This window comes from Muricomes intestini (assembly GCF_004346165.1).
Taxonomy (GTDB): domain Bacteria; phylum Bacillota; class Clostridia; order Lachnospirales; family Lachnospiraceae; genus Muricomes; species Muricomes intestini.
Genome location: NZ_SLZZ01000030.1, coordinates 12,510 through 37,858 on the forward strand (window position 1 = coordinate 12,510; position 25,349 = coordinate 37,858).

Annotated in this window: 23 protein-coding genes, 2 pseudogenes and 2 CRISPR repeat arrays; of the genes and pseudogenes, 5 read left to right on the forward strand and 20 right to left on the reverse strand. The window is 37.4% G+C overall.

Annotated elements, in window-relative coordinates:
- Positions 1–58: 58 nt before the first annotated feature.
- The 3 genes and pseudogenes from EDD59_RS15170 to EDD59_RS15180 all read right to left on the reverse strand — a co-directional run.
- A complete protein-coding gene (locus EDD59_RS15170; RefSeq protein WP_132383395.1) occupies positions 59–565 on the reverse strand; it encodes a nitroreductase family protein in 507 nt (168 codons plus the stop codon).
- 322 nt (positions 566–887) lie between these two features.
- On the reverse strand, positions 888–1,109 hold the full coding sequence (locus EDD59_RS18675) for a DUF1648 domain-containing protein (RefSeq protein ID WP_132383397.1): 222 nt from the start codon (positions 1,107–1,109) through the stop codon (positions 888–890).
- Between the two features lie 167 nt (positions 1,110–1,276).
- Positions 1,277–1,958: a CRISPR direct-repeat array (repeat unit 30 nt; unit sequence ATTTAAAAACAACTCTTGTTCTGGTTCACC).
- Positions 1,959–2,054: 96 nt separating this feature from the next.
- A pseudogene (locus tag EDD59_RS15180) lies at positions 2,055–2,885 on the reverse strand (IS3 family transposase); the annotation flags it as partial.
- 83 nt (positions 2,886–2,968) lie between these two features.
- Between EDD59_RS15180 and EDD59_RS15185 the strand changes: the two are divergent.
- The 5 genes and pseudogenes from EDD59_RS15185 to EDD59_RS15200 form a co-directional block, all read left to right on the forward strand.
- Positions 2,969–3,247 carry a transposase gene (locus tag EDD59_RS15185; protein WP_024345227.1) on the forward strand — a complete coding sequence of 93 codons (279 nt, stop codon included), beginning with the start codon at positions 2,969–2,971 and terminating at the stop codon, positions 3,245–3,247.
- A 53-nt stretch (positions 3,248–3,300) separates the two neighbouring features.
- Positions 3,301–3,642: an IS3 family transposase gene (locus EDD59_RS15190; RefSeq protein ID WP_165920958.1), complete on the forward strand. Its 342-nt coding sequence runs from the start codon at positions 3,301–3,303 to the stop codon at positions 3,640–3,642.
- Positions 3,643–3,695: 53 nt separating this feature from the next.
- Positions 3,696–3,974, forward strand: coding sequence for a transposase (locus EDD59_RS18195; protein WP_024345227.1), 279 nt, complete (start codon positions 3,696–3,698; stop codon positions 3,972–3,974).
- Positions 3,975–3,982: 8 nt separating this feature from the next.
- Complete coding sequence (locus tag EDD59_RS15195; RefSeq protein WP_243117451.1) at positions 3,983–4,843, forward strand: IS3 family transposase; 861 nt, start codon at positions 3,983–3,985, stop codon at positions 4,841–4,843.
- A gap of 78 nt (positions 4,844–4,921) precedes the next feature.
- A pseudogene (locus EDD59_RS15200) lies at positions 4,922–5,413 on the forward strand (IS3 family transposase); the annotation flags it as partial.
- 103 nt (positions 5,414–5,516) lie between these two features.
- A CRISPR array of direct repeats spans positions 5,517–9,652; the repeat unit is 30 nt; unit sequence ATTTAAAAACAACTCTTGTTCTGGTTCACC.
- Positions 9,653–9,831: 179 nt separating this feature from the next.
- On the opposite strand, the gene cas2 reads toward EDD59_RS15200, so the two are convergent.
- The 17 genes from cas2 to EDD59_RS15285 form a co-directional block, all read right to left on the reverse strand.
- Positions 9,832–10,122 carry a CRISPR-associated endonuclease Cas2 gene (cas2, locus tag EDD59_RS15205; protein WP_132383401.1) on the reverse strand — a complete coding sequence of 97 codons (291 nt, stop codon included), beginning with the start codon at positions 10,120–10,122 and terminating at the stop codon, positions 9,832–9,834.
- Positions 10,122–11,120, reverse strand: coding sequence for a type I-B CRISPR-associated endonuclease Cas1b (gene cas1b / locus EDD59_RS15210; protein WP_132383403.1), 999 nt, complete (start codon positions 11,118–11,120; stop codon positions 10,122–10,124). The genes cas2 and cas1b overlap by 1 nt, the downstream gene beginning before the upstream one ends.
- Before the next feature lie 14 nt (positions 11,121–11,134).
- Positions 11,135–11,629 (reverse strand): CRISPR-associated protein Cas4, encoded by a 495-nt coding sequence (locus tag EDD59_RS15215; protein ID WP_132383405.1) that lies wholly within the window; start codon positions 11,627–11,629, stop codon positions 11,135–11,137.
- A gap of 5 nt (positions 11,630–11,634) precedes the next feature.
- A complete protein-coding gene (gene cas3, locus EDD59_RS15220) occupies positions 11,635–14,166 on the reverse strand; it encodes a CRISPR-associated helicase Cas3' (RefSeq protein ID WP_132383407.1) in 2,532 nt (843 codons plus the stop codon).
- A gap of 28 nt (positions 14,167–14,194) precedes the next feature.
- On the reverse strand, positions 14,195–14,944 hold the full coding sequence (cas5b, locus tag EDD59_RS15225) for a type I-B CRISPR-associated protein Cas5b (RefSeq protein ID WP_132383409.1): 750 nt from the start codon (positions 14,942–14,944) through the stop codon (positions 14,195–14,197).
- 1 nt (position 14,945) lies between these two features.
- Positions 14,946–15,926, reverse strand: a complete 981-nt coding sequence (locus EDD59_RS15230; RefSeq protein ID WP_132383411.1) for a type I CRISPR-associated protein Cas7 — start codon at positions 15,924–15,926, stop codon at positions 14,946–14,948.
- Between the two features lies 1 nt (position 15,927).
- Positions 15,928–17,697 (reverse strand): type I-B CRISPR-associated protein Cas8b/Csh1, encoded by a 1,770-nt coding sequence (locus EDD59_RS15235; RefSeq protein WP_132383413.1) that lies wholly within the window; start codon positions 17,695–17,697, stop codon positions 15,928–15,930.
- Positions 17,698–17,699: 2 nt separating this feature from the next.
- A complete protein-coding gene (locus EDD59_RS15240; RefSeq protein WP_132383415.1) occupies positions 17,700–18,401 on the reverse strand; it encodes a CRISPR-associated endoribonuclease Cas6 in 702 nt (233 codons plus the stop codon).
- 562 nt (positions 18,402–18,963) lie between these two features.
- Positions 18,964–19,404: a desulfoferrodoxin family protein gene (locus EDD59_RS15245; RefSeq protein WP_132383418.1), complete on the reverse strand. Its 441-nt coding sequence runs from the start codon at positions 19,402–19,404 to the stop codon at positions 18,964–18,966.
- Between the two features lie 207 nt (positions 19,405–19,611).
- Positions 19,612–20,154, reverse strand: coding sequence for a GNAT family N-acetyltransferase (locus tag EDD59_RS15250; RefSeq protein ID WP_330572181.1), 543 nt, complete (start codon positions 20,152–20,154; stop codon positions 19,612–19,614).
- A 14-nt stretch (positions 20,155–20,168) separates the two neighbouring features.
- Positions 20,169–20,723, reverse strand: a complete 555-nt coding sequence (locus tag EDD59_RS15255) for a DUF1697 domain-containing protein (protein ID WP_132383421.1) — start codon at positions 20,721–20,723, stop codon at positions 20,169–20,171.
- Between the two features lie 2 nt (positions 20,724–20,725).
- Entirely contained in the window at positions 20,726–21,691 is a 966-nt protein-coding gene (msrB, locus tag EDD59_RS15260; protein ID WP_132383424.1) for a peptide-methionine (R)-S-oxide reductase MsrB, read from the reverse strand.
- A gap of 178 nt (positions 21,692–21,869) precedes the next feature.
- Positions 21,870–22,238, reverse strand: coding sequence for a DUF4180 domain-containing protein (locus EDD59_RS15265; RefSeq protein ID WP_132383426.1), 369 nt, complete (start codon positions 22,236–22,238; stop codon positions 21,870–21,872).
- A gap of 104 nt (positions 22,239–22,342) precedes the next feature.
- Positions 22,343–22,987, reverse strand: coding sequence for an ABC-2 transporter permease (locus EDD59_RS15270; RefSeq protein ID WP_132383429.1), 645 nt, complete (start codon positions 22,985–22,987; stop codon positions 22,343–22,345).
- Positions 22,977–23,723, reverse strand: a complete 747-nt coding sequence (locus tag EDD59_RS15275) for an ABC transporter ATP-binding protein (RefSeq protein ID WP_132383431.1) — start codon at positions 23,721–23,723, stop codon at positions 22,977–22,979. Before EDD59_RS15275 ends, EDD59_RS15270 begins: the two co-directional genes overlap by 11 nt.
- Positions 23,720–24,181 carry a helix-turn-helix domain-containing protein gene (locus tag EDD59_RS15280; protein ID WP_132383433.1) on the reverse strand — a complete coding sequence of 154 codons (462 nt, stop codon included), beginning with the start codon at positions 24,179–24,181 and terminating at the stop codon, positions 23,720–23,722. Before EDD59_RS15280 ends, EDD59_RS15275 begins: the two co-directional genes overlap by 4 nt.
- Before the next feature lie 214 nt (positions 24,182–24,395).
- Positions 24,396–25,157, reverse strand: coding sequence for a glucose 1-dehydrogenase (locus tag EDD59_RS15285; protein WP_132383436.1), 762 nt, complete (start codon positions 25,155–25,157; stop codon positions 24,396–24,398).
- Positions 25,158–25,349 lie beyond the last annotated feature (192 nt).

Genomic DNA, 25,349 nt, shown 5'->3' on the forward strand with positions numbered 1-25,349 from the left:
AATAAAAAAGATGTCGTTTTACAGCTGCTGATAGCTGCAAAGCGGCATCTTTTTGTTTTTAAAACGCCGTTATCTCCAATTCCTGCCGTTTTGTGTGGTTAGGATTTGGACTACTTTCCTTGGCCGGGTAACCGATTGGTAAAATTGCTACCGGTATAATATTTTCAGGCAAAGAAAAGTTTTCCTTCACCTTCTGGGGATCGAAATGACCTACCCAGGTACTGCCCAATCCCAATTCTGCGATCTCAAGTATCATATGGGTTGTAACTATACCTGCATCTACGGCTCCCATATCGTAATTGTCAAATGACCTCTTCCAGCTCACTGTACTGTCATAGCATATAATCAAGGTTAATGGCGCATCAAAATGATACCTTGTACAGTCCTTTACACGCTGCAGCCCATCCTGGGACTGAATTAAAAGAACTCTCTGAGGCTGATAATTGCAGGCTGTAGGCGCAAGTTTTCCCGCTTCCAAAATTGAATCAATCTTTTCCTGTTCCACTTTTCTTTTGTCAAACTTCCTGACAGAATACCTTTCTTTTGCCAAATCTAGAAAATCCATTGTAGACCACCTTTCTGTTGTTTAAATTTATTTGCACTTAACATTATAGCATCCGTGTCCAGCAATTATTTTTCATGAACCAATTTTATGATAAAGAAAATAATTGAGCCAAACATTAGAATAAGAAACGCCGGAAGAAACCATGCTGGCAGCGACATCGCTTTTGAAGAAATTATTGTAATAGACACAAAAACTATTACCATCAATAGTTTTTGTGTGTTCAGCATATCTTTCAAAACACAATATATGCATTTTCTATTTTCCTCCGTCACTCTGACACCAGTATTCCAAAACTCTGGGAATTGTTCTACTGCAGTCATCCCTAAGTACAGTAGCCATCCAATAATGGGGTTACTAAAAGCTCCCCCTTATTTCCTGGCCTGTCAGCAACACCGGCCGCATTATAATGCCCTGGAATTTTATTCGGGAAACTGCCCCAGTTCAAAAACAGGTAAAGCAATATCCCTATCATTAAGATTAAACATACCGTTTCTGTAAACAAATGATACCAGTTCCGCTTCAGCTCCATTGTAAAGATCCTCATAAATACTCATTTAAAGCCTTGAAATCCCATTTACATTTTACCATGCTATATGGTTTCAATCAATTAGTATTCATAAAATACTAGGTCAAACTTATAAACAGTTACTTCAAATAACATCTTGTTCTGGTTCATCATACCGCATCTTTTACAGTATTGGAGTTGGTTACATTTAAAAACAATTCTTGTTCTGGTTCACCACAAAAGGGATATGGAAACTCCACAACAACACCTTTATTTAAAAACAACTCTTGTTCTGGTTCACCATGCATAATCCGCTTCTTCATTTATGGCTCGCAAATTTAAAAACAACTCTTGTTCTGGTTCACCGTAAATGGATAAAGTGGAGCGAAAAACTTAAAGTTCATTTAAAAACAACTCTTGTTCTGGTTCACCAGTGTTTCCAGCGTTACACACAAAACCATTTTTCAAATTTAAAAACAACTCTTGTTCTGGTTCACCCAGGGGCTGCTATGCTGTGGACGGATTAACGGAGGATTTAAAAACAACTCTTGTTCTGGTTCACCTCAGTAGAATGTACCGATATGTACCATATAAGTTTATTTAAAAACAACTCTTGTTCTGGTTCACCGCCAGACATCCCAGTCATAAAAGCACAGAATGACGATTTAAAAACAACTCTTGTTCTGGTTCACCAAAAGTATTCTGGGGATAGCATACAAAAGGTAAGCATTTAAAAACAACTCTTGTTCTGGTTCACCTTTCATGGTATCTACTTCCTGTGTCAAAAATGCAACATTTAAAAACAACTCTTGTTCTGGTTCACCTACATTGTCTGTATTTACGAGCGTCTTATTATCCATTTAAAAACAACTCTTGTTCTGGTTCACCGATAGAGGAGATTAACCGGATCCGGGATAACGATTAATTTAAAAACAACTCTTGTGGACCTATGTCAATACATTGGACACAAAAAGTTAAACTTATTTATGCAGCGTGAATAGCTTCATCCTCCACTTGTTGGGGCGTTTTGTATCCAAGTGCACTGTGAATCCTCTGGCGATTATACCAGGATTCTATATATTCAAAGAGTGCTTTTCGGCATTCCTCGAAGTCTTGATAAGTGTGTAGATATACCTCTTCTTTCTTCATGACGGAATGAAAGGATTCCATGCATGCATTATCATAAGGATTTCCTTTTCTACTGAATGAGTGTATAAAGCCATTTGTTTTCATGTACTCCTCGAACAGGTCACTCGTATACTGGCTTCCCAGATCACTATGAAGGACGATTCCATCTGTATTTTTTACATTCAGGCATGCATTCTTGATAGCATCAAGTGCCAAATCAGCTGTCATATGTTTGCCATAGGCATAACCTATTATCTTACGATCATAAAGATCCATAACGGATGCTAAGTATGTCCAGCCTTCTTTCAACACATGAATGTAAGTGATATCTGTCGCCCACTTTTTATTAATGCTATCCGCTTTGAAGTCACGGTTTAGGATATTCTTTTTATCATCAGGTACTTTACCCTGATTGGACTTATAATTGTACTTTTTTACAACAATAGAGCGAAGTCCCTGACGCTGCATATGACGTTGTACACGCTTGATACTGCAAGGGATACCGGCCTCATTAAGCTTACGGTATATCTTAACCGCTCCATAACGCTTTTTATTTTCTTCAAAGCATTGTTTGACTTCGGATGAGAATTTCTGATATTCCTGCTCCTTGTTTGAAGGTACACGAATCAGAGCCTCGTAATAGGTACTTCTTGCAAATTTCAAGGCTTTACACATATGCTTAACCGTGTATCTTTTAAGATTGGTGTTAGTATATAACTATGGACACGGAAAGTTGAACTTTCTATAATATAATAAAGGAGTGTTCAATCATGGCAAAAAATCAAAAATCCTATACCCCTGAATTCAAGCAGCAGATTGTAGATCTGCGTAATAAAGCTGGTAAAGGTATCACAGAATTATCTAACGAATATGGCGTTCCAAAAGGCACAATCTCTACCTGGGTAAAACTTCTTTCTCCAGTACAGGTTTCAGAAACAGAAACCATTTCTATGAAAGAGTATAAGGCTCTTCAAAAGAAAATGAAGGAACTAGAGATAGAGAATGAAATATTAAAAAAAGCTACCGCCATATTTGCCAAAAATCAATAGCTGAGTACGTGTCCTTTATTCAAGCGAATCTTGATAATTATACTGTGAAACAAATGTGCAAGGTACTTAAGTTTCCTCGCAGTACTTATTATGCTGTAATCAATCATGTTACATCTCAAAGAGAAATTGACTACAACAAATTTAGTGATGAAGTTCAATTTTACTATAACAGATCTAAGGGGCGTTATGGTGCTATTAAGATACAGCGAGATCTTGAAGAGGCTGGTATCCCATGTTCTGTCAAAAGAGTGCAAAGACATATGGCTAAGCTAGGTCTTCGCAGTGTTGTAGTACGCAAATATAAGTATCAAAATAATCAGGGTAAGGTTCCTGATGATAAGGAAAACATACTAAATCGTGATTTTAATGCTACAACAATTGGTGTTAGTATATAACTATGGACACGGAAAGTTGAACTTTCTATAATATAATAAAGGAGTGTTCAATCATGGCAAAAAATCAAAAATCCTATACCCCTGAATTCAAGCAGCAGATTGTAGATCTGCGTAATAAAGCTGGTAAAGGTATCACAGAATTATCTAACGAATATGGCGTTCCAAAAGGCACAATCTCTACCTGGGTAAAACTTCTTTCTCCAGTACAGGTTTCAGAAACAGAAACCATTTCTATGAAAGAGTATAAGGCTCTTCAAAAGAAAATGAAGGAACTAGAGATAGAGAATGAAATATTAAAAAAAGCTACCGCCATATTTGCCAAAAATCAATAGCTGAGTACGTGTCCTTTATTCAAGCGAATCTTGATAATTATACTGTGAAACAAATGTGCAAGGTACTTAAGTTTCCTCGCAGTACTTATTATGCTGTAATCAATCATGTTACATCTCAAAGAGAAATTGACTACAACAAATTTAGTGATGAAGTTCAATTTTACTATAACAGATCTAAGGGGCGTTATGGTGCTATTAAGATACAGCGAGATCTTGAAGAGGCTGGTATCCCATGTTCTGTCAAAAGAGTGCAAAGACATATGGCTAAGCTAGGTCTTCGCAGTGTTGTAGTACGCAAATATAAGTATCAAAATAATCAGGGTAAGGTTCCTGATGATAAGGAAAACATACTAAATCGTGATTTTAATGCTACAACAATAAATCAAAAATGGGTTACTGACATAACGTATATACATGTTCAAGATGGAGGCTGGACTTATCTAGCATCAGTGATGGACTTATATAATAGAAAGATCATTGGTTATTCATACGGCAAAAACCCAACCGCCGAATTAGCTAAAAAGGCGGTAGAAAATGCATGTCTCAATGTAGAAGATACTACAGATATTATTCTTCACAGTGATTTGGGCAGCCAATATACAAGCACCGTATTTGAAGATATAATCATAGAAAAAAATATGAAACATTCCTTTAGTAGAAAAGGAAATCCCTATGATAACGCTTGTATAGAGTCCTTCCATTCAGTATTGAAGAAGGAAGAAGTATATCTAAATACATATCATACATTTGAAGAGGCTGAAGCAGCTCTCTTTGAATATATTGAGTCTTGGTATAACCGCAGAAGGAGACATAGCGCACTGGATTATAAAACCCCACAGCAGGTTGAAGATGAGGTTCTTGTAGCTTAAAATCTTTCTCTACGTATTAATTTTATACAGAGAGAAAAAGTTCAACTTTTTGTGTCCAAGGTATTGACATAGGTCCAAATAAATCAAAAATGGGTTACTGACATAACGTATATACATGTTCAAGATGGAGGCTGGACTTATCTAGCATCAGTGATGGACTTATATAATAGAAAGATCATTGGTTATTCATACGGCAAAAACCCAACCGCCGAATTAGCTAAAAAGGCGGTAGAAAATGCATGTCTCAATGTAGAAGATACTACAGATATTATTCTTCACAGTGATTTGGGCAGCCAATATACAAGCACCGTATTTGAAGATATAATCATAGAAAAAAATATGAAACATTCCTTTAGTAGAAAAGGAAATCCCTATGATAACGCTTGTATAGAGTCCTTCCATTCAGTATTGAAGAAGGAAGAAGTATATCTAAATACATATCATACATTTGAAGAGGCTGAAGCAGCTCTCTTTGAATATATTGAGTCTTGGTATAACCGCAGAAGGAGACATAGCGCACTGGATTATAAAACCCCACAGCAGGTTGAAGATGAGGTTCTTGTAGCTTAAAATCTTTCTCTACGTATTAATTTTATACAGAGAGAAAAAGTTCAACTTTTTGTGTCCAAGGTATTGACATAGGTCCATCTTCACTCCCACACACTTCACATTTATTTAAAAACAACTCTTGTTCTGGTTCACCCGCCGATTTCCGTGAACAACACTGACTTTTCGGGCAATTTAAAAACAACTCTTGTTCTGGTTCACCAGCCAGAAGATACGGGAGATAGGCGAGGCAACGGTATTTAAAAACAACTCTTGTTCTGGTTCACCACAATGTAGGACATTGCAGTGGTGGTTTTTCCATATTTAAAAACAACTCTTGTTCTGGTTCACCCTTTAATGTCACCAAGTCTATTCCGTTTTGCACTCATTTAAAAACAACTCTTGTTCTGGTTCACCTAAGACGATTGAGGGAATATGTGCAAAACATAAAGTATTTAAAAACAACTCTTGTTCTGGTTCACCCGCATCTGGCCCAGCCTATGCAAACAAATCCTTGTAATTTAAAAACAACTCTTGTTCTGGTTCACCTTAAGATTATCCCCGGCAAGGTCTAGTGACTTTGATTTAAAAACAACTCTTGTTCTGGTTCACCGGGTTCCGACTCCTTTCTTAGATTTTTCTATTTTTTATTTAAAAACAACTCTTGTTCTGGTTCACCCAAGCGGAAACGGAAAGCGAGGAAAAAGGGGAAGATTTAAAAACAACTCTTGTTCTGGTTCACCCCGACTGCAAAGTTGCAATTTAGAATCTTTCCCTGCATTTAAAAACAACTCTTGTTCTGGTTCACCTGGATGATAAAAGATGCAAACATGGCGAAAATCCTATTTAAAAACAACTCTTGTTCTGGTTCACCTATGTGAAGAACAGGGAAAGACTTGAAAGAATTAAATTTAAAAACAACTCTTGTTCTGGTTCACCAAAAGAACCAGATACACACTCTGGTAGAGCAAGCCAATTTAAAAACAACTCTTGTTCTGGTTCACCCGGCCGGAACCGTACAAGGCAGAATAGGAGGGTGAAATTTAAAAACAACTCTTGTTCTGGTTCACCGACTTTAGAACAGGCTATGAGGAACTGAAAGGCTAATTTAAAAACAACTCTTGTTCTGGTTCACCGGACTTGCTATCCAGCATGTTCAACCGGGATAAGTATTTAAAAACAACTCTTGTTCTGGTTCACCTCTGGCAGACGGACAGGAAAAAATCTGGAACAAACATTTAAAAACAACTCTTGTTCTGGTTCACCGACGAAATAGCAGAGATGAAGCAGAAGTGGAGGATATTTAAAAACAACTCTTGTTCTGGTTCACCCATACCCTTTTTGTCGTGTGCTTCTTTCGCAAGAGAATTTAAAAACAACTCTTGTTCTGGTTCACCGTTGATACCGGAGCATTGCGAGCATCCATTAATCAATTTAAAAACAACTCTTGTTCTGGTTCACCAAAATTTGCAGATACTGTACTGTGCCATTCGCCCATATTTAAAAACAACTCTTGTTCTGGTTCACCGGAGACAAAAGCAAAGTTATCGACATGCTACAAGAATTTAAAAACAACTCTTGTTCTGGTTCACCATGTAACGGATTTATAGTTTGGCTCAAATTGGTATCATTTAAAAACAACTCTTGTTCTGGTTCACCTCAGAGGGTACAAACAAAGCTAATTCGAATAACTGATTTAAAAACAACTCTTGTTCTGGTTCACCGGGCGAGTGATAGCATTAACGAATTGAGTTGGTATTTAAAAACAACTCTTGTTCTGGTTCACCAACTGTCGTGCTAAACAATGCGACCACCAGCCCAAATTTAAAAACAACTCTTGTTCTGGTTCACCCTAAATGTTGGGTCTATTACCTGCATCAATCCTTTATTTAAAAACAACTCTTGTTCTGGTTCACCGAAACGCTTATCAATTACCAAAAGGCAGCGAACTTATTTAAAAACAACTCTTGTTCTGGTTCACCAGAGTACGTATTGGCCGCCCCCTTGAGGTACTCAATTTAAAAACAACTCTTGTTCTGGTTCACCTCCGTTCCAACGCCCTGCGCGGTGTCCGAATGCTTTATTTAAAAACAACTCTTGTTCTGGTTCACCTTCCAGGTTTCTCACAGCGTTCGCACGCTTTTCTGATTTAAAAACAACTCTTGTTCTGGTTCACCGCCTCTGCTGTAATTGCAGGAAGTTTTATAGCCTCATTTAAAAACAACTCTTGTTCTGGTTCACCGGATAACTTGTCCGGTGTATATGAAATATCGCTGGTAATTTAAAAACAACTCTTGTTCTGGTTCACCTGTGCCCTCTGTGTAGTCTTTAAATGCGTCTAATAATTTAAAAACAACTCTTGTTCTGGTTCACCGAGACCATACCGGGAGGAATGGCTTACAAGTATTCGATTTAAAAACAACTCTTGTTCTGGTTCACCAATACAGTAGACGGGGAATGTATGCCGAGTGTATTATTTAAAAACAACTCTTGTTCTGGTTCACCATACGCGCACACAAAAGCAAGTACCCAGCACCGGAATTTAAAAACAACTCTTGTTCTGGTTCACCTTGCATACCGAATTGTACTGCGCTACCCATTTTGATTTAAAAACAACTCTTGTTCTGGTTCACCGGCTCTTGCCCTCACAAGGTTTAACATCAACCTCACATTTAAAAACAACTCTTGTTCTGGTTCACCTACCGACTGCAATCTGAAAGAGATATTTCGCGGTATTTAAAAACAACTCTTGTTCTGGTTCACCTCTTTCATCCGCTTTATGCGGGCTTACTCCTCTTTATTTAAAAACAACTCTTGTTCTGGTTCACCTTGGCCCCACTGGCAGTAGCACCGCAGACAGCCAAATTTAAAAACAACTCTTGTTCTGGTTCACCGAACGGTGTCTTTTCTGGATTGTCCCCCTGTTGGGATTTAAAAACAACTCTTGTTCTGGTTCACCAAACTGTTTCTGATAGCTTCTTACTGCTAAATCTATTTAAAAACAACTCTTGTTCTGGTTCACCTCCTGCACCCTGTAATGCTACGCCGTCAAAGTCCTATTTAAAAACAACTCTTGTTCTGGTTCACCCTGTTATGCGAACATCCTCCTGCTGCCCATATCTAATTTAAAAACAACTCTTGTTCTGGTTCACCGAAGACCGCACTGTAATAGGTGATAAAGTCCCGCTGGGATTTAAAAACAACTCTTGTTCTGGTTCACCGTAAATATACTTGGAACTAAATACAAAATAATTTTATTTAAAAACAACTCTTGTTCTGGTTCACCAAGGGCGCAGGGGGAACAGATACATAAGACGGTGGAATTTAAAAACAACTCTTGTTCTGGTTCACCAATGGCTGGGGTGCAGAAACGAGATGAAGCTACTGATTTAAAAACAACTCTTGTTCTGGTTCACCCTGCGATTTCAAGTATCGAAACTATAAGCCCTTTGAATTTAAAAACAACTCTTGTTCTGGTTCACCAGATATAGGATAATATTAGAACATAAGGATATCTAATTTAAAAACAACTCTTGTTCTGGTTCACCCCTTTTAATTTCACCAGTTTTTCAACCGCATCCTTCATTTAAAAACAACTCTTGTTCTGGTTCACCCCAACAAAACGGGCAGAAATATCCAAAATACGAGAATTTAAAAACAACTCTTGTTCTGGTTCACCTGTTCCAAACAGTAATAGACGCTTCATTTCTCGGATTTAAAAACAACTCTTGTTCTGGTTCACCCCATGTTGAGCAGATGCCCGGACAGGGCAAAAAAAATTTAAAAACAACTCTTGTTCTGGTTCACCTGTTGGATAGGGAGTGGTCTGGGTTCAAATTCGGTAATTTAAAAACAACTCTTGTTCTGGTTCACCGACAAGTTCATTTTCTTTTTCGTTAAACTTTGGCATTTAAAAACAACTCTTGTTCTGGTTCACCTGCATAGATACTCTGCGATAGTAAATAAAAGGCAATTTAAAAACAACTCTTGTTCTGGTTCACCAAATTGAGGATAAAAGGCAGTATATGCGAGGCTACAATTTAAAAACAACTCTTGTTCTGGTTCACCTTATAATCCTTGAAAAATTCTTCTTTCTTTGTGCCATTTAAAAACAACTCTTGTTCTGGTTCACCCTCCTCCAAAAACCACTCCAATTCTTTTTGTGTCAATTTAAAAACAACTCTTGTTCTGGTTCACCTACAATTTTTCACCTCCTTTTTTATGTAAAAACATATTTAAAAACAACTCTTGTTCTGGTTCACCCAACGTATTTATCACATTTTTTTAATCATTCCCCTGAAAATTCCCAATAAATCCGCCCTTCTCAGTTTTTTTACCAACCGCAAGCTAAATTTAGAAGCATCTCCAAAAAATCAAAAAAACTCACATTTCACTGGTTTTATCACGAATCCATGAATGTAGCGCCTGGTAAATTATTTCACTTATAAAATCAAATTCTCACCTGTTTCTTTATCTGGCTTTCCTAATATTTCCTCCCCAAACACATTATCATTCATTAATTTAATAATGCAAATAAAATCCTCCTGCGGGTTTATGACTTTCTTTAAGTCAGATTTCAGATGTATTAGTTTAGAAGGACACATCTCTCCACGAAATACAGAGTATTGAAAATGGGTGAGATATTTTTTACAAACCTTAAAAACCTTTTGAACACGTTTTTCTTTGACATCATAAAACACAAAAGCATAGTTATAATTTATCTTTTTAGCCACTACATCCCCTCCTTAGCTGAAAAGGGAGTAAATTCCCGTTCTTCCATAATACTTTTAATAAGTTTGTAACAATCCAATTTAATTGCCGTACGATATGTAACCTTTCGCTTTAGCCGGGGATGTTGAAATGCTGTTTCCATCCTTGTTTCAAAAGCTTCAATAAAAATTTTGCGCCCAGTCTCATTCAGTAAGCAATAGTTCACAGTTTTATCGAAATGTTTATCAACCTGGAGTCTCCTATTATTTACCAAGTCAAAAATTGTTTTGTATACAATAATTGGTTTAAATGCCTCGCTGACATCAAGACTTAGGGAAAATCTTCCTTCTGAAGGTTCATGTAGAAAGCTTATTCGCTGATCCAGGTGTGTTTGATATATTGCAGCTATTGTCTTTGTATAAAGTAAAGTGTTTCCAAATGAAATCAGAGCATTGATTGGATTATCCGGCGGACGCTTGACTCTTTTATTCATAATAAAGTCTTCCGGTAAAAAGTACTTAAAATCACTATAAAACCGCAGCCACATTTCACCTTCAACAGACATAAGTGCTGGTATATCTCGAGCTTTTTCTATAAGATTGACCGCCTTTTTCCGTATCCAGTCAATCGTACCTTTAACTTCTTTTTTGTCATGTTTATAATAGTGGTAAAGTGTCTCATCAATATTTGCAGCAATCCCTTTTACGAATGCTTTCGCAATAATTAACCGGTCATTCTGATATTTCTCTACTTGTTTTACAATTAACTTACCACTGTTATATTGATTTTTAGGATAAAATGTACCACTGTAGCCTTCATAATAGTTAAAGAAATGTACCATAATATTGTGGGAAGCGAGAAAATCCAGGAGCTTTGTATTTACCGAAATTTCATTCATACAATAGATTTCTCTTACGTTTTCAATCGGCAGGTAAATATTTTTCCCGCCTTTTCTATAACACAGAGAATTATCTTTTCTGGTCAACTCTCCCGTAGACATTATATACTTTGTATTTCCCATTCAGACTCCCCTCCTCATATGTAACAATATTCATAATAAGCACACTTCTTACATTTTGGCTTATTGAGTCGCTCAGGAATGGTGTCGGATGCCAGTAGTCTTTGTATCTCGGTTACATATAAATCCAGCTGACGTTCATTTTCTTCCGTCAATTCTAAAATAACTGTTTTCTTCTCTGTTTTGTTTTTTTCAACAAACTCCAGTTTTCCCTTCCTGATAATCCCTTTTCCCTTTAGAACCTTCAGGTAAAAAAGCAGCTGCCATTTACTGGCCTCTACATCAGCGTCAGATTTTTTTACTTCCGTCAAATATTCCTTCGTCAACTTGTCGATTCTAATATTTTCAATTGCAATTTCGCTATTATCTGACCCTTCAGCTTTGTCTTCATGTATAGCCTTTCCGATCTTTACGGCCTCACTATTATCTTCCAAGTTCAGCCGGTTTCCATGAAGATAGCATTGTCTTTTGCAGTGAATATAATAATTCATCAATGTGCCGTTTACTTTCATTGCGCCTACATATCCAAAAACATGGATCCTCCTTCCTCCAGCGACTTTTTGTCTAACCTACCTTCTTTAAAATACCTTTCGCCATTAGAAATACAGTGTAATTCACCAATCATGTCATTAAATTCAATGGTTGATGTTTTCTTTATTTGATAAATAAAATAATTAAGTTTACTTCTTACATTTGATAAACAAACCTGCTTTTTTGCATAAGGCATCATCTGATCCTTTAACAGTTTCTTGTACTCTTCCCATACCTCCATTCCAGAAATTTTTTCTCCATCCACGATGAGATCACGGGCAAGATATATAGGCATATCCCAATCAGAATCTTCGATGAGTTTCATGCGTTTTGCCGTACTAGTAAAGTCAAGTCCTCCCACCAAGGCATTAAAAAACTTTTTAAGATTCTCATCATCATTATATGAACAATTATAGCTTTCTTTCAGATGTTCCATCACAGTATTGTAATAAGGACTAAAATCCTTATTATTTAAAATCAACTGCATATCTTCATTAACCAGAGTGAGTTCCTTATTCATACGATAATCACCATCCGAATAAATACGACTGGCGTCGTCCAGATTAAAGAAATAAACTTTCCCACTTCTTTTGCAGGAACGGTTTATACGCCCCAAAAATTGTTCTTCACTATCAAGTTTAGAGATATCTTTATACCCTATGTCCATATCAATATCAACCCCTGCCTCAATCACTTGAGTTGCTATCAATATAAGACCCTTCTCAGAATTTTCTTTTATAATCTTCAGCCGCTCTGCCCGATCCACACGATTATCGTCACCACTGATAAAGTAAATAGGAGCTGTAATCCGTTCATCCTCCGCCAACATGTCAGCAAATTCGTAGGCCCTGCTTTTCTTTATAAATTCAACAGCAATCTTATTCTTTTTAATATCTTGTCCGGCAATGTAATCCGCCAACATTTCTAGATTTATCTCTTGTCCCAACAATTCATAGGATATATTCACACGGCTTTTAAACTGTGGATTTGTAAAGTATCTGTCTCTGTTTTGCAGCAGTTTGGCAACTCCAACACTATTGGATGTCAGATAACTTAAATCCGGCAGTGTAGCGGACATAATGATTATTTTCATATTTAAAAGGCTGGCAAATATTTTCAGGAACGTTATGATCTCGGACCAAATTTTATTCTTATAACTTTGTATTTCATCCAAAACAACAATGCTGTCCTGTAACTGAGAGAATCCAAAGGCAGACTCACGTTCATCACCAAACATTGTTTCAAATAAACTCACATGTGTTGTCAAAACAAACGGATAGTTCAGAAATTGTCTGTCCAGCAATGCTTGCGTATAAATCTCATCTTCTCCCTCACTCTCATCCTTATGCCGGATTTCCTGTTTAATCGGCGTGTTGGAATTCAGCACTGCTATTTTATTAAAAATCGCGCTGTCTTTACCGAAAATGTCCTTCAATGTCTCCAAATTCTGATCAACTAATGTGTTAAAAGGATAAACATAATAAATCTTCTGAAGACCGGCCTTCAATAATTGGAAACTCAAATTCATAGATACATTGCTTTTTCCACTTCCCGTGGGTGCCTCTAAAAAATAAATATTTTTATCTAAATTACTTCTTAAGCTTTTCTCAGCTTCCAGAAATATGTCACATCGCAACTTATTAATCCCTTTTGGCTGACTCACTCCCGTTTCATATTCTCGTATCCCCTTTAATAAATCTGTGCCTTCATAGCTTTCAGCAAATTTGTAAATCTCACTGTCATTTCCAAACGCATTCACTGAAACCCCATTTCCATATTCTGATGTTGCATAATAATCACAGGATACCAACAATGAATATAGAAACCTCGTATAAGTATAAACTGCAATGCTTCCTTCCTCATTTAAATTTTCCCGAAAATTCTTCCATTTTTTCAGATATAGTCCGCCAATCATATTGTATATAGGGTCTTTCATGAAATCATGTTTTAATGTCATACCCTGTAGTATCGTTCCTACGTCTCCATTATCGCTAAATTTCACCAAGAACTCCTTTATTGAACCCAGATTGCTATGATGTCTGGAAATCACAAAACCATTTATCAGACAAAATATACTTAGCTGCCTCTTTTGCAACTTACTGATTTCAATACTGTTTATCTTTTGCATAAAGTGATTCAAATAAATAACCGCAGAAAGTAAAGAGTGAGCACTTCCCTTTAAACCCTGAATGGCAAACTCCTTTGGATCCGCATTTCCCATTTTGTCTGATTGAAAACATGGATTGATCTTACCAACATCATGGAAGGTAATCACTTGAAACAGCATTTCAAAATACAATTCCAGACTCTTTTCCTCACTATCTAAGCCAAACATCCTGGCAATCTTTAGGAAAGGCTGCTCTATATTTCTCTCCGATAGTATTTTTGTTAAATATGATTCACACAACTTCGTATGTTCCTGCAGTGTTTCTCTATCTTTGCCTGCTCTTGTGTGTGCATACACTGTATATGGAAATGAGATTACATCTTCCAATGGTATAAACCATGGCTTTATCATAAGTACCACACCCTTTACTTTTTACTATTTAGAAAAATACCAGATTCTTTTTTATGTTCTGACCATTTTGCTTTTCTTGTACCTGAATAACATCACACCTTACATCTAAAACACCCATATTGCTGTAAACAAAATTCACAGTTTCATATAAATGTGTTGTACTGTCAAGGCCTGTCGGGAGGTACTCCTCATATTTGAAAAAATCAAAAACTTCAAATTCTTCTCCCTTAACATCTAGTTCTATCCAGTCACTAGGAGTAAGGCTGTGCAGAAAGTTTTGCTTTCCACACTTTTCCCCCTCTAAAACAAAGGCATTTTTAATATCAGCCGGGTGATCATTCTTGCCAAGATATGGAACATAGACACATCTTTGATTACAAATTGCACGGGCAAGTTTCTCACTTTCTTCATCAATAATCTGAACATAAATGTCCCATGAAGGTTTCTCCAGCCATTGCTCTTTAACTATCAGATTACCACCTTGTTCCCTAGAGGCATAACCAACCGAATTGTTAAAACTTTGTATCTTTTTAGGAAAATACCCCGTCTTGCTGCCTGGTACAATCGAAAGCTTTATATCCTTCAGCTTTTCATAAAATTCCGGATAATTATCTGTTTTCGACATCTGATTATACCCGTTGTACCCCAGGACTGCACCAAATATGCCTAAAAGGGCTACCTTATGAACACAATTGTATGTAAAATAAAAATAGGTGTTCACTTCAGGCCTCTTGAAAAAAGCATTTTCCCCGCTAAGAGTAAATTTTAAAATTTTCATTTTATACCTCTTTCTGAGTCAATATATCGAAATATTTTGCTCCTTCCAATACAACCGGCGTTATAATCTCTGTTGTATATGTATTGTAATATATTTCTATGGAAAAAATTCTATTTTTCAAGGTATTGAGCGTCTCTCCACAAGTGATCCGAATCTTATTTTTTCCGCCCTCTTCGCCTTTTGAGAATTCAACATATTCTGTTAAATTAGGAAGATAAGTGTCATTTTCCGTCTCCACATACAGAGCAAACTCATTCTCACACCCTGATTTCGCGTTTGTCGCGAATGATGTGGCTGCAGAAAGAGATGCCTTCTTAAACAACTGATAGTCATCTCCTGTGTAACCATCGGTAACTCCAAGCTTTACAAATTCATTGTATGCCATGGGATTAATAGAAAACGGGTAAAAATAATGAGCCTCATCACTTACAATCTTCGTCCCTAATGTTGAATTTTTGGCATCTTCTCCTTCAACATCCTGTCCTTTCTTGCTTTTTTCTTTTGCTGTAGGATCACGAAACGGTGACAAAATAGACTGTTCATGCGCCTCACTATCTTCATATTCATTAAATCCTTGCCCGATCTGTACGGCACCGGTTATAGAAATATTATTGCCGGCTTCAGCAAATGTCGCGCCAAAATTCTTTACGTCAATTGCACTGAATAAATTTTTGAGAACCACAGTTGAATCTTTAATTTCTGATTCTTTTCCTTCATTAAAGATATAGTCATACCTTTCCCTCAGTGTCCTTGGGATTAATTGTATTGTGCCCTTCTTTTCATCTTCTAAAAAACGCATGGACTTGATATATAATACTTTTTTTCCTTCGTTCTCCCACATTTTTTTCATTGGATACTTAAAGGCCTTGTCACTGCCGAATATCCTTCCGTCCGAAGTAGTTTTGGGATATCCCGAAAAATCTGCATTCCAATTTGCCATAATTGAAGAAATACCTAAAACACCATAAACTCTTTTGTTCATCTTACTTATCCTCCTTTTTCTTTTCATATACCAATGATAAATCCACAAATCCACATACTAGCATATCCTGGTTTACTTTCCCCTGGGGAGTATACCCTAATACATGTCCTGTCAAGTTCCTATTCCGCAAATCCTTAGGTTCTATGTCAACGTCAAAATTAACTTTTCTATATAACTCTCTGAGTTTTTTCTTAATTATCTCATCTCTTTTTGCATTCATAAATGGGTTTATATAAGATTGTGGCTTTTTACCTCCCCGCGTTCTAGATAGATAAAAGGCAACAGTCTGTCCCACTGCATAATAATATTCTTCATCATTGTCAAATTCCCAATCGTCTTTACATTCTATATGTTCCCTCAATCTGCTCCTTACTTCTCTCATATTTACCTCCATAGCATTATTCTCGGAATAATAATCCATTAGTGACCATCTCAAATTTAGTTGATGCTTTGCCTTGGTTGTATTACCATTAGATGCAGAATTTTTCACCAGCTCCAACGATATATTCTGCAGTAAAGTACTAATTCCAGTCTCATCTCCCTTATAAAACCAATTATTTAATCGATCTCTGGATTTTATTAAATTGTACTTAACCACACCATCTTTTATAGAAATATCTTCTGGATTAGTAAAATAATTATTAATAAGCCATTTTCCAAAGAAAATTTCATCAATCATAGCCTGCATTTCCCCAAGTTTGTTTTTTGTCCCATACTCAATTTTTAAATTCTTTAAATCATCAGGAGTGAGCTCTATAATCCTCTTCAAATTAAAAGGGTGTTTCATAAAATAATTATATTTTGGAATCACATCAAAATCATGAAGTTCCACCTCTTTTCCCTTTTGCATTTTTATGTAAAATCCCTGCTGAAACTCTTCATCGAACTCTCCAGACTTGCAGAATTTGAATTTTTCGTTTTCTGGGTCTACATACACCTGAGTAAATCCTACACTGGCTTTTCCATTAAGGTAGTCAAAAAACTTACTTTGCAGCAAAACTTCTTCAAGGCTTATAAGGTAGGGCTCTTTAGTCCGCCTCGTCTTATTTTCGAGAAATGGTTTTTTTGCATTCATCCCCATATTATCATTTGGAAGCCCATATATTTTTCCTTCTACACCTATAACAGAGTCATTGTTATTGTATATATTAGGCAGGAGATATCGCTTTCCTTCACGTTGATACAATGCAATCGTTTTTTGATTATCCGGCAGAATAAAAAATATTTTCAAATAATCCTTTCCTGTAAAGCCGCTAGTCACTTCCTCTAGATTTTCACTAACCCAATCCTGAATCTGTTGTACCTGTGCTTCATCAGGCTTACCCATTTCTTGTTCCACAGAGGCATAAAGTTCATATGAGCTTTTACTCTTTTTTTTGTACTTTTCATCTGGATGTTTAAGTACATCATAGTATCCAGCGATAATATCTTTTGTGACTTTTTTGTTTGTCAAGCTATCCTTCTTTATAAAGAAAGAGAGATAATTATTGGAATGTATGATTTTCTTGGGATCAACAGGCTTATTCATTTCTACCAGTTTGCTGTAGTAATCCAGTTGCCTCACAAAAGGATATTTCGTATTCATACGTCCCTCCAACTCGCCCGTCTTCTTGTTATACTGGATTTCTATCGGTTCCTGTGGGTAAAATTTCCCCTCTTTCATTTCGATTAGCAAATAAGTTCCATCCTTAGGGGTGTAATTGTCCAAAACAAATTCGCTTTCTTTTGAGTCAAGTTCTTTTTGAAAGATGCGCAAACAATCTTTTATCAACTTTACCCCCTCCTTGTCCAATTATAATTTACAAACCCATATCCACGAGCGTTAGATTCAAGCAGACCGGTTCCCAGGCTCATGTAAATTAATTCTTGCGCTTGCGGATTTTCTGCCACTTGCAATTCCAGTTTATCTCCTAATAGATGAATATCTTTATAAGGCACCTTAATTGGACACCTGTTTAAAAAGCGTATTGTAGAATATAATTGGAAATCCTCATTCACCTTTTCACCGGAAAATACATTATACTTTTTAATAAGATTAACTTTTACTCGCTCTTCAAACTCAGAAATAGACAAATATCGTTTCCAATATCCCCTATCATCTTTTAGAAGAACAGGGGTGAGGCTATATATCGTTTCAATCAAATGCTTAGGAATTATTTTTGTTTCACAATTCAAGCCTTTTATTGTGTCATTAAAATGATCCTTTAACTTTTTTTCAAAATATATTGCCAGATTTGTGTCTATTGTTCGCAGCACCACGGTATAGATGGTGTCACTTTTGTAGACACCATCTTTCTCCAGTGGCCAGAACGAGCAAAAAGTGTAATTTTTATAACAGTTTCGCTGATGAAGCCTCAGAAAATGGCCGTTTTCTGAGAGTGCTTCATCAATGAATTTTGATATTTGATTTAGTGCATCTTTATTGGCAATATCTTTTAATAAATACACCTTTAGCTTTAGTTCATATACATCCAATGTATTGTTCCCCCCATCTTTATTGTTTTTCGCTTGAACACCCATTTCAAACTCCCTTTTATGTATTTTTTTGTCAATGCGGATTCCTCCTCTCTGCCTCCTTATTGTTAATTATCGACATATATTATTGCCTTATTACTATTTACATGTAAATATTTTATACTCATATTATATCACTTTCCCTTTTAATGTCAATACATTTTTGTATTTTGGCACCAATTGATTTTTATTCACTTTACAACCAACAAAACAATGATATTTAACATTCTATTTCTAGAATGATGGCTCTCAGATCCTCACTGAGTAATTAAAGCAAAACAACATTTGTTATGGTTCAAAGTCAAATATAAAACTAAATATATTGGCACCAATATTTAAAAATATCTAATATTATGGTTCACGTGAATACTTTATCTTATTTTTTCTGCAGAGTCAAATACTATTTCTAATAAAATAGCACTATATTAAAACGGTAAGACAAACTTTGCCTTACCGCTCTTCCGTTTCTTCAATTTTCCAACACGACAGATTTCTATGTTGCCAGCAATCTTTTTTCATCATCTTATATAAACACGCAGCCTTCCGGGAATTCTGCGGAACATGCTGCTTCGTTTGGAATGACATATTCCAATTCAGTCTTCCACAGCCCATGTAAATTACAGTATGCATATACGCAGCCATCTTTAACATCATCAAATTTCACAACTGGCTGATCACCTGGCCTAAGGTATCTTACCTCCACCTTGTCATCCGTTACAAGAGCAATCCACTCAATATAATGCTCCGGTGTCATGGGGTGAAGTGTAGATCCCACGGAAACTTTCATCATATCATCCTCGGTTTTTGTTACCTTCGGTACATGTTTTTCCTGAGCTGCATCTGTAGAATTAGCAGATAATTTAGTCATGGGCTGCCCGCAGCAAACCATTTCTCCGCCGCCCTTTTTAAGTAAAGCAACCAAATTACCACAGCGCTCACAACGATAAAATTCAACATTAGACATATATAACACTTCCTTTCTTCCGATGTACACTTTTTATGGCTGTAAATAACATACTAAAGCAAAACCATAATTTTGTCCTTTTCACTGTTTTACCAGTGTGCTGTCTCATTGCCTTTCAGCAAAATAGACAGTACACTATCTTTTATTATACGTTCTATTATTACAGATTGCAACTAGATTTCAGCCATTTTAGAAAGGCACAATTTATTATTCAGAAAATTCTTTGCCGTAAATTACAGTTCCTGCAGCATTATCCAATGCATCTTTTTCAAGTTCCACTGCCATAAATGCTTCATCCGGCACATCATACGGTGCTTTTATTCCCCATTCACTTGCGGGCTTAAATCCAAACCGTGGATAATATTTCTCATGTCCAAGAACAATGACTGACTTAAAGCCCATTTCTTTTGACCTATTTAAGCCGTAAAGAATCATTTTACTGCCAATGCCTTGATTTTGAAAACCGGGTAAGACTGAAACAGGGGCCAACGCTAGTGTTGGATAATTTTCGTCCCCATTTTTAATACACAGCTTTGTAAACATTGCATGTCCTACAATCTTTTTATCAACTTCCGCGACAATACTAAGTTCCGGTATGAACACATCACCTTTTCTTAATTTAGCCACTAAAAACTGCTCGCTGTGATCACTGTGCTTTTCATTCTTGAAGGCCCTTTCTACTACCGTTTCTGTAATTTTATAGTCATTCCTAGTTTCCTGTCTTATGATTATATTCATGTAATGATTCATTTTTTAATATCTCCCTATAGAGCCTCAAGCATATTATATAGCCTGCAGACTGTTTTCCAGTTTCGTGCTGTAGATGTGCCAAAGTTTTTTGGTATTGCCGCCGCCAACTTTGAGTTACGTACGCTTTGATGGCACAGGAAATATAATTCTCTTGTTCCTTTCCGCAGTATATCTTCTCCTTCATATTTCCGGCAGACAGCATCAATCACTGATTGCTTCGGAAGATCGCTCAAAAAATAGACATAAAGATGTTCTGTTTTAGAATCCGCAAGTTCTGCTGCAGACTTCTCAGCCGGTGTGATTGGGAGCTGTTCAATGAGAAAACGTATTTCATCTATATTCCGCATCATTACATCACACTGAAATCCAAAATGCTCATCAAAACCGGCATAAATTATATCCAGAAGGGAGGGCTCGTCTAAGTCAGATTCAAAAACCACATTGCCGCTCTGAATATAGGTCTGGACTTTAGAAAGCCCCAAATTAAGGAAAAGCTGCCTTAAAGCAGCCATTTTGACAATGTTTTTTCCTCCAACGTTAATTCCTCTAAAGAGAGCCGTATATTGCATATTTATTGTCTCTCTTTCCGAAGCAGGCTCAGGTACTCACCATAACCCTCTTCTTCCATTTCTTCTCTGGGAATGAATTTTAAAGACGCACTGTTAATGCAATAGCGCAGTCCTCCCTGTGGGGCGGGGCCGTCCTCAAACACATGCCCAAGGTGTGCATCTCCATGGCTGCTTCTCACCTCTGTCCGCAGCATGCCATGGCTTCTGTCTGTGATATTTGTGATTAATTCAGGGGCGATGGGACTGGAAAAGCTGGGCCACCCACATCCTGATTCAAATTTATCGTCTGATAAAAACAGAGGCTCGCCCGTGGTGATATCAACATAAATTCCTTCCTCAAATTTATCAAAATATTCATTTTGATACGGAGGCTCTGTTGCACTATTCTGGGTTACATTAAATTGCACCTCGTTTAAGTTTTCTTTTAACTCATCTACTGTTTTTTTTGCATATTTCCTGCTTGGATCCAACGCTTTTTCAGCCTTTTCAAATTTAGCGGCTCCAATGTGACAGTATCCTCCGGGATTTTTATCCAGATATTTCTGGTGGTATTCTTCTGCCTTGTAATAATTGAAAAGCGGTTTCACCTCGACAGCAATTTTTTCCCGATAGTTTTGTTGAAGCTTGCCAATGGAAGTTAAGATCACTGTCTCGTCTTCGGTGTCTGTGAAGTAGATTCCCGTTCTGTACTGTGTGCCGACATCGCCTCCCTGGCGGTTTATGCTGACTGGATTAATTACATCATAATAAAGCTCCAAAATAAACGGGAGCCCTATTTTGCTGTCCTCGTATTCCACTTTTACAGTCTCGGCAAAACCTGTGTTGTTACTGCAAACTTCCTCATAAGTCGGATTTTCCGTGTTTCCGTTGGCATACCCAACCTCGGTAGACAGGACACCCGGAATGTTTTCCAGATATTTTTCTGTTCCCCAGAAACAACCGCCTGCCAGATATATTTCTTTTTTCACTCTTGGTTCCCTCCAAATTGTAAGTTAAGGTAACTGTTCTAAACCAAGCTCAAAAACCTACGGTTTTCTCGCTGTTTGGCTCTCGCCAAATAGATATATTTAGAAATACTCCTTAGAAAGCGAGCTTTCACAGAGTATTTCTAAATATATCTGCTTGGTTCCGAACCGCTGCAAATCATTATCGGGCGTTTACCAGTTTCTTTACAGCTTCCTCTTTTGTTGACACAAAAAAGACATCGTTTCCTCTGTTCGATTCGTAAACAAAGTCCTTCAGAGGCTTGCTTGTATATTTAGTATAGTCACCATATATAGCGACCTTCGTATGATAACTGACGAATTTCTGTAAAATTTCACCGGCAAGTCCTGTACTCAGAACAAAGAATGTATCTTCTATATTTTCTTTGTTGATTACAATTCTATCTGCTCCTGTTTCATAATTTACCGTTGCCAGCAAATCCAGCGCGGACTGTGTATCTGTGATTATTTTCTTGTCGCCGGTAACAACGGCAACTTTTGTGCCATTTTCTTCAATTGTAGTAAACTGCATATTCTTTATTATCCTTTCAATTCTATTTTCTTAAACTTACAGCACCAGATGCCTATACGTCAAGTTATTCTTTTATGCAGGTTCCAGAATGGGCAGAAAATTTTTTATAAATCGACTTGTTCAAAATGTTTCGCAGAAACCCTGTATACAATATTTATTCCAATTATATACACCGCTGCTCCCACAGCCAGTATAGGCAGCTGCCGTAACATACTCCCCGATTCAACACTGTCGAGCCATGTGAATTTTGGAAAATGAACAATTACTTCCATGAGTACTACTGCAAAAGTTGCCGGTATAAGTGCGAGCAAAAATGCCTTTCCCGCTTTGTAGGCTGTTTTAAAAAACTGGGGCAGGAAGATCACATTGAAAATGGCATAGATTATCAGACCAAAACCGTAGTAAGCCACGTTTGCCTCAATGCCCGCAGGATTACCTTCTGGTAAAATATGTGTGCGCAATATGGCGAAGGGCAGAGATATGAGCAATTGTGTCATCTGTGCCAAAACTATGAGCATACATTTTGCTTTGACAGTATCTCTCTTCCTCACCGGAAGCAATGCTGTATAATAAATATCGTTGGTTTCCCGGCCGTACATGAAGGTAATATATACTCCAATACAGCTAAACAGAAACACCATGCCATAAGGATACGCAGGAACAATCACCAGGACTCCAAGCAATGTGAAAATATATAGATTAGGGTGTGCGGCCAGCCGCAGCTCCTTATAAAGAAGATCAAACATCATAGCTCCTCCTCTCCGTGCGTATCATAATTTCTTCTAAAGACAGCCCTGTCTTTTCATCCGGCTTTTTCAGATAATCAAAATGTTTTATAAATGCAGATTTCTCAGCACTTTTCAGCAGCTTTCCGCCTTTGATATAAGTAATATCGTCGGCACATTTTTCCAAATCTGATGTAATATGGGTGGAAAAAAGAATACTTCTCTCCCCGTCCTTCACAAGCTTCCGGAACAATCCAAGTAAATCATCCCGGGATACCGGATCAAGTCCGCTGGTCGGCTCATCTAAAATAAGCAATTTTGCATTATGGGACAGCGCAAGTGCTAACATATACTTAACCCTCATGCCGGTGGACAAGTCTTTTACCCGTTTTTGTGGATCCAGTTCAAACATCTCCAGGTATTTTTCATAGGCTTTCTCGTCCCATTTTGAATAAAAGCGCTTCGTGACTGCTGTGACAGTATCCAGCTTCTTTTGATCATAGAAATCAATTTCTCCCAGGACCACCCCGATATTTTGCTTACAATTCTCTTCATTTTCCAGAAAGCTTTTGCCAAACATTTCAATCGTCCCGCTGTCCGGGTGTACCAGATTTAACAATGATTTTAAAGTTGTAGTTTTTCCTGCACCGTTACTGCCGATTAAACCCATAACTCTTCCCCTGGGCAGTGAAAAGGTAATACTATCTAATGTAAAGCCTGGATAATGTTTCGTTAGCCCTTGTACCGATAGTGCATTCAATTTTTTTCCTCCTTAAAAAAGCCATCTATAGCCACGTTGTTCATACGCAGGAAAGCATTACTGTCTACCAGTGCAATTCCCGCACTTGCCGGGTTGCTGTCGCCCAGCACCACCAGCGTGTCACCGGGATGAAACTTTAATGTGTCCCGTGCCTTTTTTGGCAATACGATCTGTCCTCTTTCACCTATAGTCACTGTACCAAAGATGTATTTATTTTTAGGTCCGATAGGAACCCCCTCCTCCTCGGAATCATGGCGCACCAAATCATTTAAGGATACTTCGAATAAACCAGCCAGTTCTTCACAGTTGATTATATCCGGCAAAGAGTCCCCTCTTTCCCACTTCGCAACGGCTTGGCGTGTAACGCCAACTCTCTCAGCAACCTCCTCCTGGGATAAACAACTCTTGTTTCTCAGATATCGTAAGTTTTCAGCAATGTTTTTTTTAGGATTATTCATATTTTTCACACCTCACTGCTTATATCATACACGCATTTCCAAGAAATTAAAACCAACTAATATTTACAAATTATGTTAGCTTTAGTTGCGGTTTCTTTTGTTGAAATACTGATTCTATGGAGAGGGTACTTCTTCTAACTGAAAAAACACAGCCTCTCAGACTGTGTTTTTCATAACTTACTGTTTTATTAGAAATCCATCCCCGCCTGGATGATTAATATGCCGTCCATCCGCCGTCGACAGTGATTGTGGTGCCATTCACAAAGCTGGAGTCATCGGAAGCAAGGAAAAGAGCAACATTTGCAAGCTCATCCGGTGAACCGGATCTTGGATTTGTACCCATCCCAGACATAGCTCTTTCCAGCCCGAACTGGCTGGGATGTGTTACCCCTGCCGCACCAATTTCAGTATCGACACCTCCGGGGCAAATCGCACTGCAGCGGATCCCTTTGGTTGCGTACATATACCCAATATTTTTTGTAAGACCAACAAGACCAAACTTAGATGCTGTGTATGCAGCCCCTGCCCGGGCACCCCGAAGCCCACCGGCAGATGCAATGTTAATAATATTTCCCTGGCCTTGTTTTTCCATCTGCTGTACTGCCTTGCGGCACAGTACAAAAGGACCTGTTAAATTTACATCAATCACCCTGTTCCACAGTTCGTCGGTCACCTCAGCAACCGGCATCATCTCATCCATAATACCGGCATTATTGATCAGGATATCAAGAGTGCCATATTCCTTCACAACTCTATCGATTAAATCCTCCATATCTTTTTCTACCGCAACATCGCCCTGAACTGCAATAATCTTACCGTCAAAATCTTTTGCCTGCAGAACAATTTCGTCTAATCTTTCTTTTCTTCTCGCAATAGCTATTACTGTAGCACCTTCCTTGGCAAAAAGAAGAACCATCGCCTTTCCCATTCCGGCACTGGCCCCTGTAATTACTGCTATTTTTCCTTCAAGCTTCATGCTAAATCTCCTTCTTTGATAGTTTCTTTATTATTAACTTATTTTGGTATTAATGATATTCTATATGATAGTTAAAGTTTTGTCAATATTATTCTTACTTGAGTTTCCGCAGTTTTATCCACATAGACCTGAATTAAACCATGTCTTTATAAACAACTTTCAAAAAATGTCCCAAATATAAGGAATCTGATT

Bases quoted from the DNA above. Each gene is read 5' to 3' on its own strand.
- EDD59_RS15230 (WP_132383411.1), bottom strand. From the start codon at position 15,926: ATGAACAAAAGAGTTTATGGTGTTTTAGGTATTTCTTCAATTATGGCA.
- cas3 (WP_132383407.1), bottom strand. From the start codon at position 14,166: ATGATAAAGCCATGGTTTATACCATTGGAAGATGTAATCTCATTTCCA.
- cas1b (WP_132383403.1), bottom strand. From the start codon at position 11,120: ATGGGAAATACAAAGTATATAATGTCTACGGGAGAGTTGACCAGAAAA.
- EDD59_RS15285 (WP_132383436.1), bottom strand. From the start codon at position 25,157: ATGAAGCTTGAAGGAAAAATAGCAGTAATTACAGGGGCCAGTGCCGGA.
- EDD59_RS15190 (WP_165920958.1), top strand. From the start codon at position 3,301: ATGTGCAAGGTACTTAAGTTTCCTCGCAGTACTTATTATGCTGTAATC.
- EDD59_RS15185 (WP_024345227.1), top strand. From the start codon at position 2,969: ATGGCAAAAAATCAAAAATCCTATACCCCTGAATTCAAGCAGCAGATT.
- EDD59_RS15170 (WP_132383395.1), bottom strand. From the start codon at position 565: ATGGATTTTCTAGATTTGGCAAAAGAAAGGTATTCTGTCAGGAAGTTT.
- EDD59_RS15270 (WP_132383429.1), bottom strand. From the start codon at position 22,987: ATGATGTTTGATCTTCTTTATAAGGAGCTGCGGCTGGCCGCACACCCT.
- EDD59_RS15255 (WP_132383421.1), bottom strand. From the start codon at position 20,723: ATGCAATATACGGCTCTCTTTAGAGGAATTAACGTTGGAGGAAAAAAC.
- EDD59_RS15215 (WP_132383405.1), bottom strand. From the start codon at position 11,629: ATGAAAGTAAACGGCACATTGATGAATTATTATATTCACTGCAAAAGA.
- EDD59_RS15280 (WP_132383433.1), bottom strand. From the start codon at position 24,181: ATGAATAATCCTAAAAAAAACATTGCTGAAAACTTACGATATCTGAGA.
- EDD59_RS18675 (WP_132383397.1), bottom strand. From the start codon at position 1,109: ATGAGGATCTTTACAATGGAGCTGAAGCGGAACTGGTATCATTTGTTT.
- EDD59_RS18195 (WP_024345227.1), top strand. From the start codon at position 3,696: ATGGCAAAAAATCAAAAATCCTATACCCCTGAATTCAAGCAGCAGATT.
- EDD59_RS15250 (WP_330572181.1), bottom strand. From the start codon at position 20,154: ATGAATCATTACATGAATATAATCATAAGACAGGAAACTAGGAATGAC.
- EDD59_RS15245 (WP_132383418.1), bottom strand. From the start codon at position 19,404: ATGTCTAATGTTGAATTTTATCGTTGTGAGCGCTGTGGTAATTTGGTT.
- EDD59_RS15265 (WP_132383426.1), bottom strand. From the start codon at position 22,238: ATGCAGTTTACTACAATTGAAGAAAATGGCACAAAAGTTGCCGTTGTT.
- cas5b (WP_132383409.1), bottom strand. From the start codon at position 14,944: ATGAAAATTTTAAAATTTACTCTTAGCGGGGAAAATGCTTTTTTCAAG.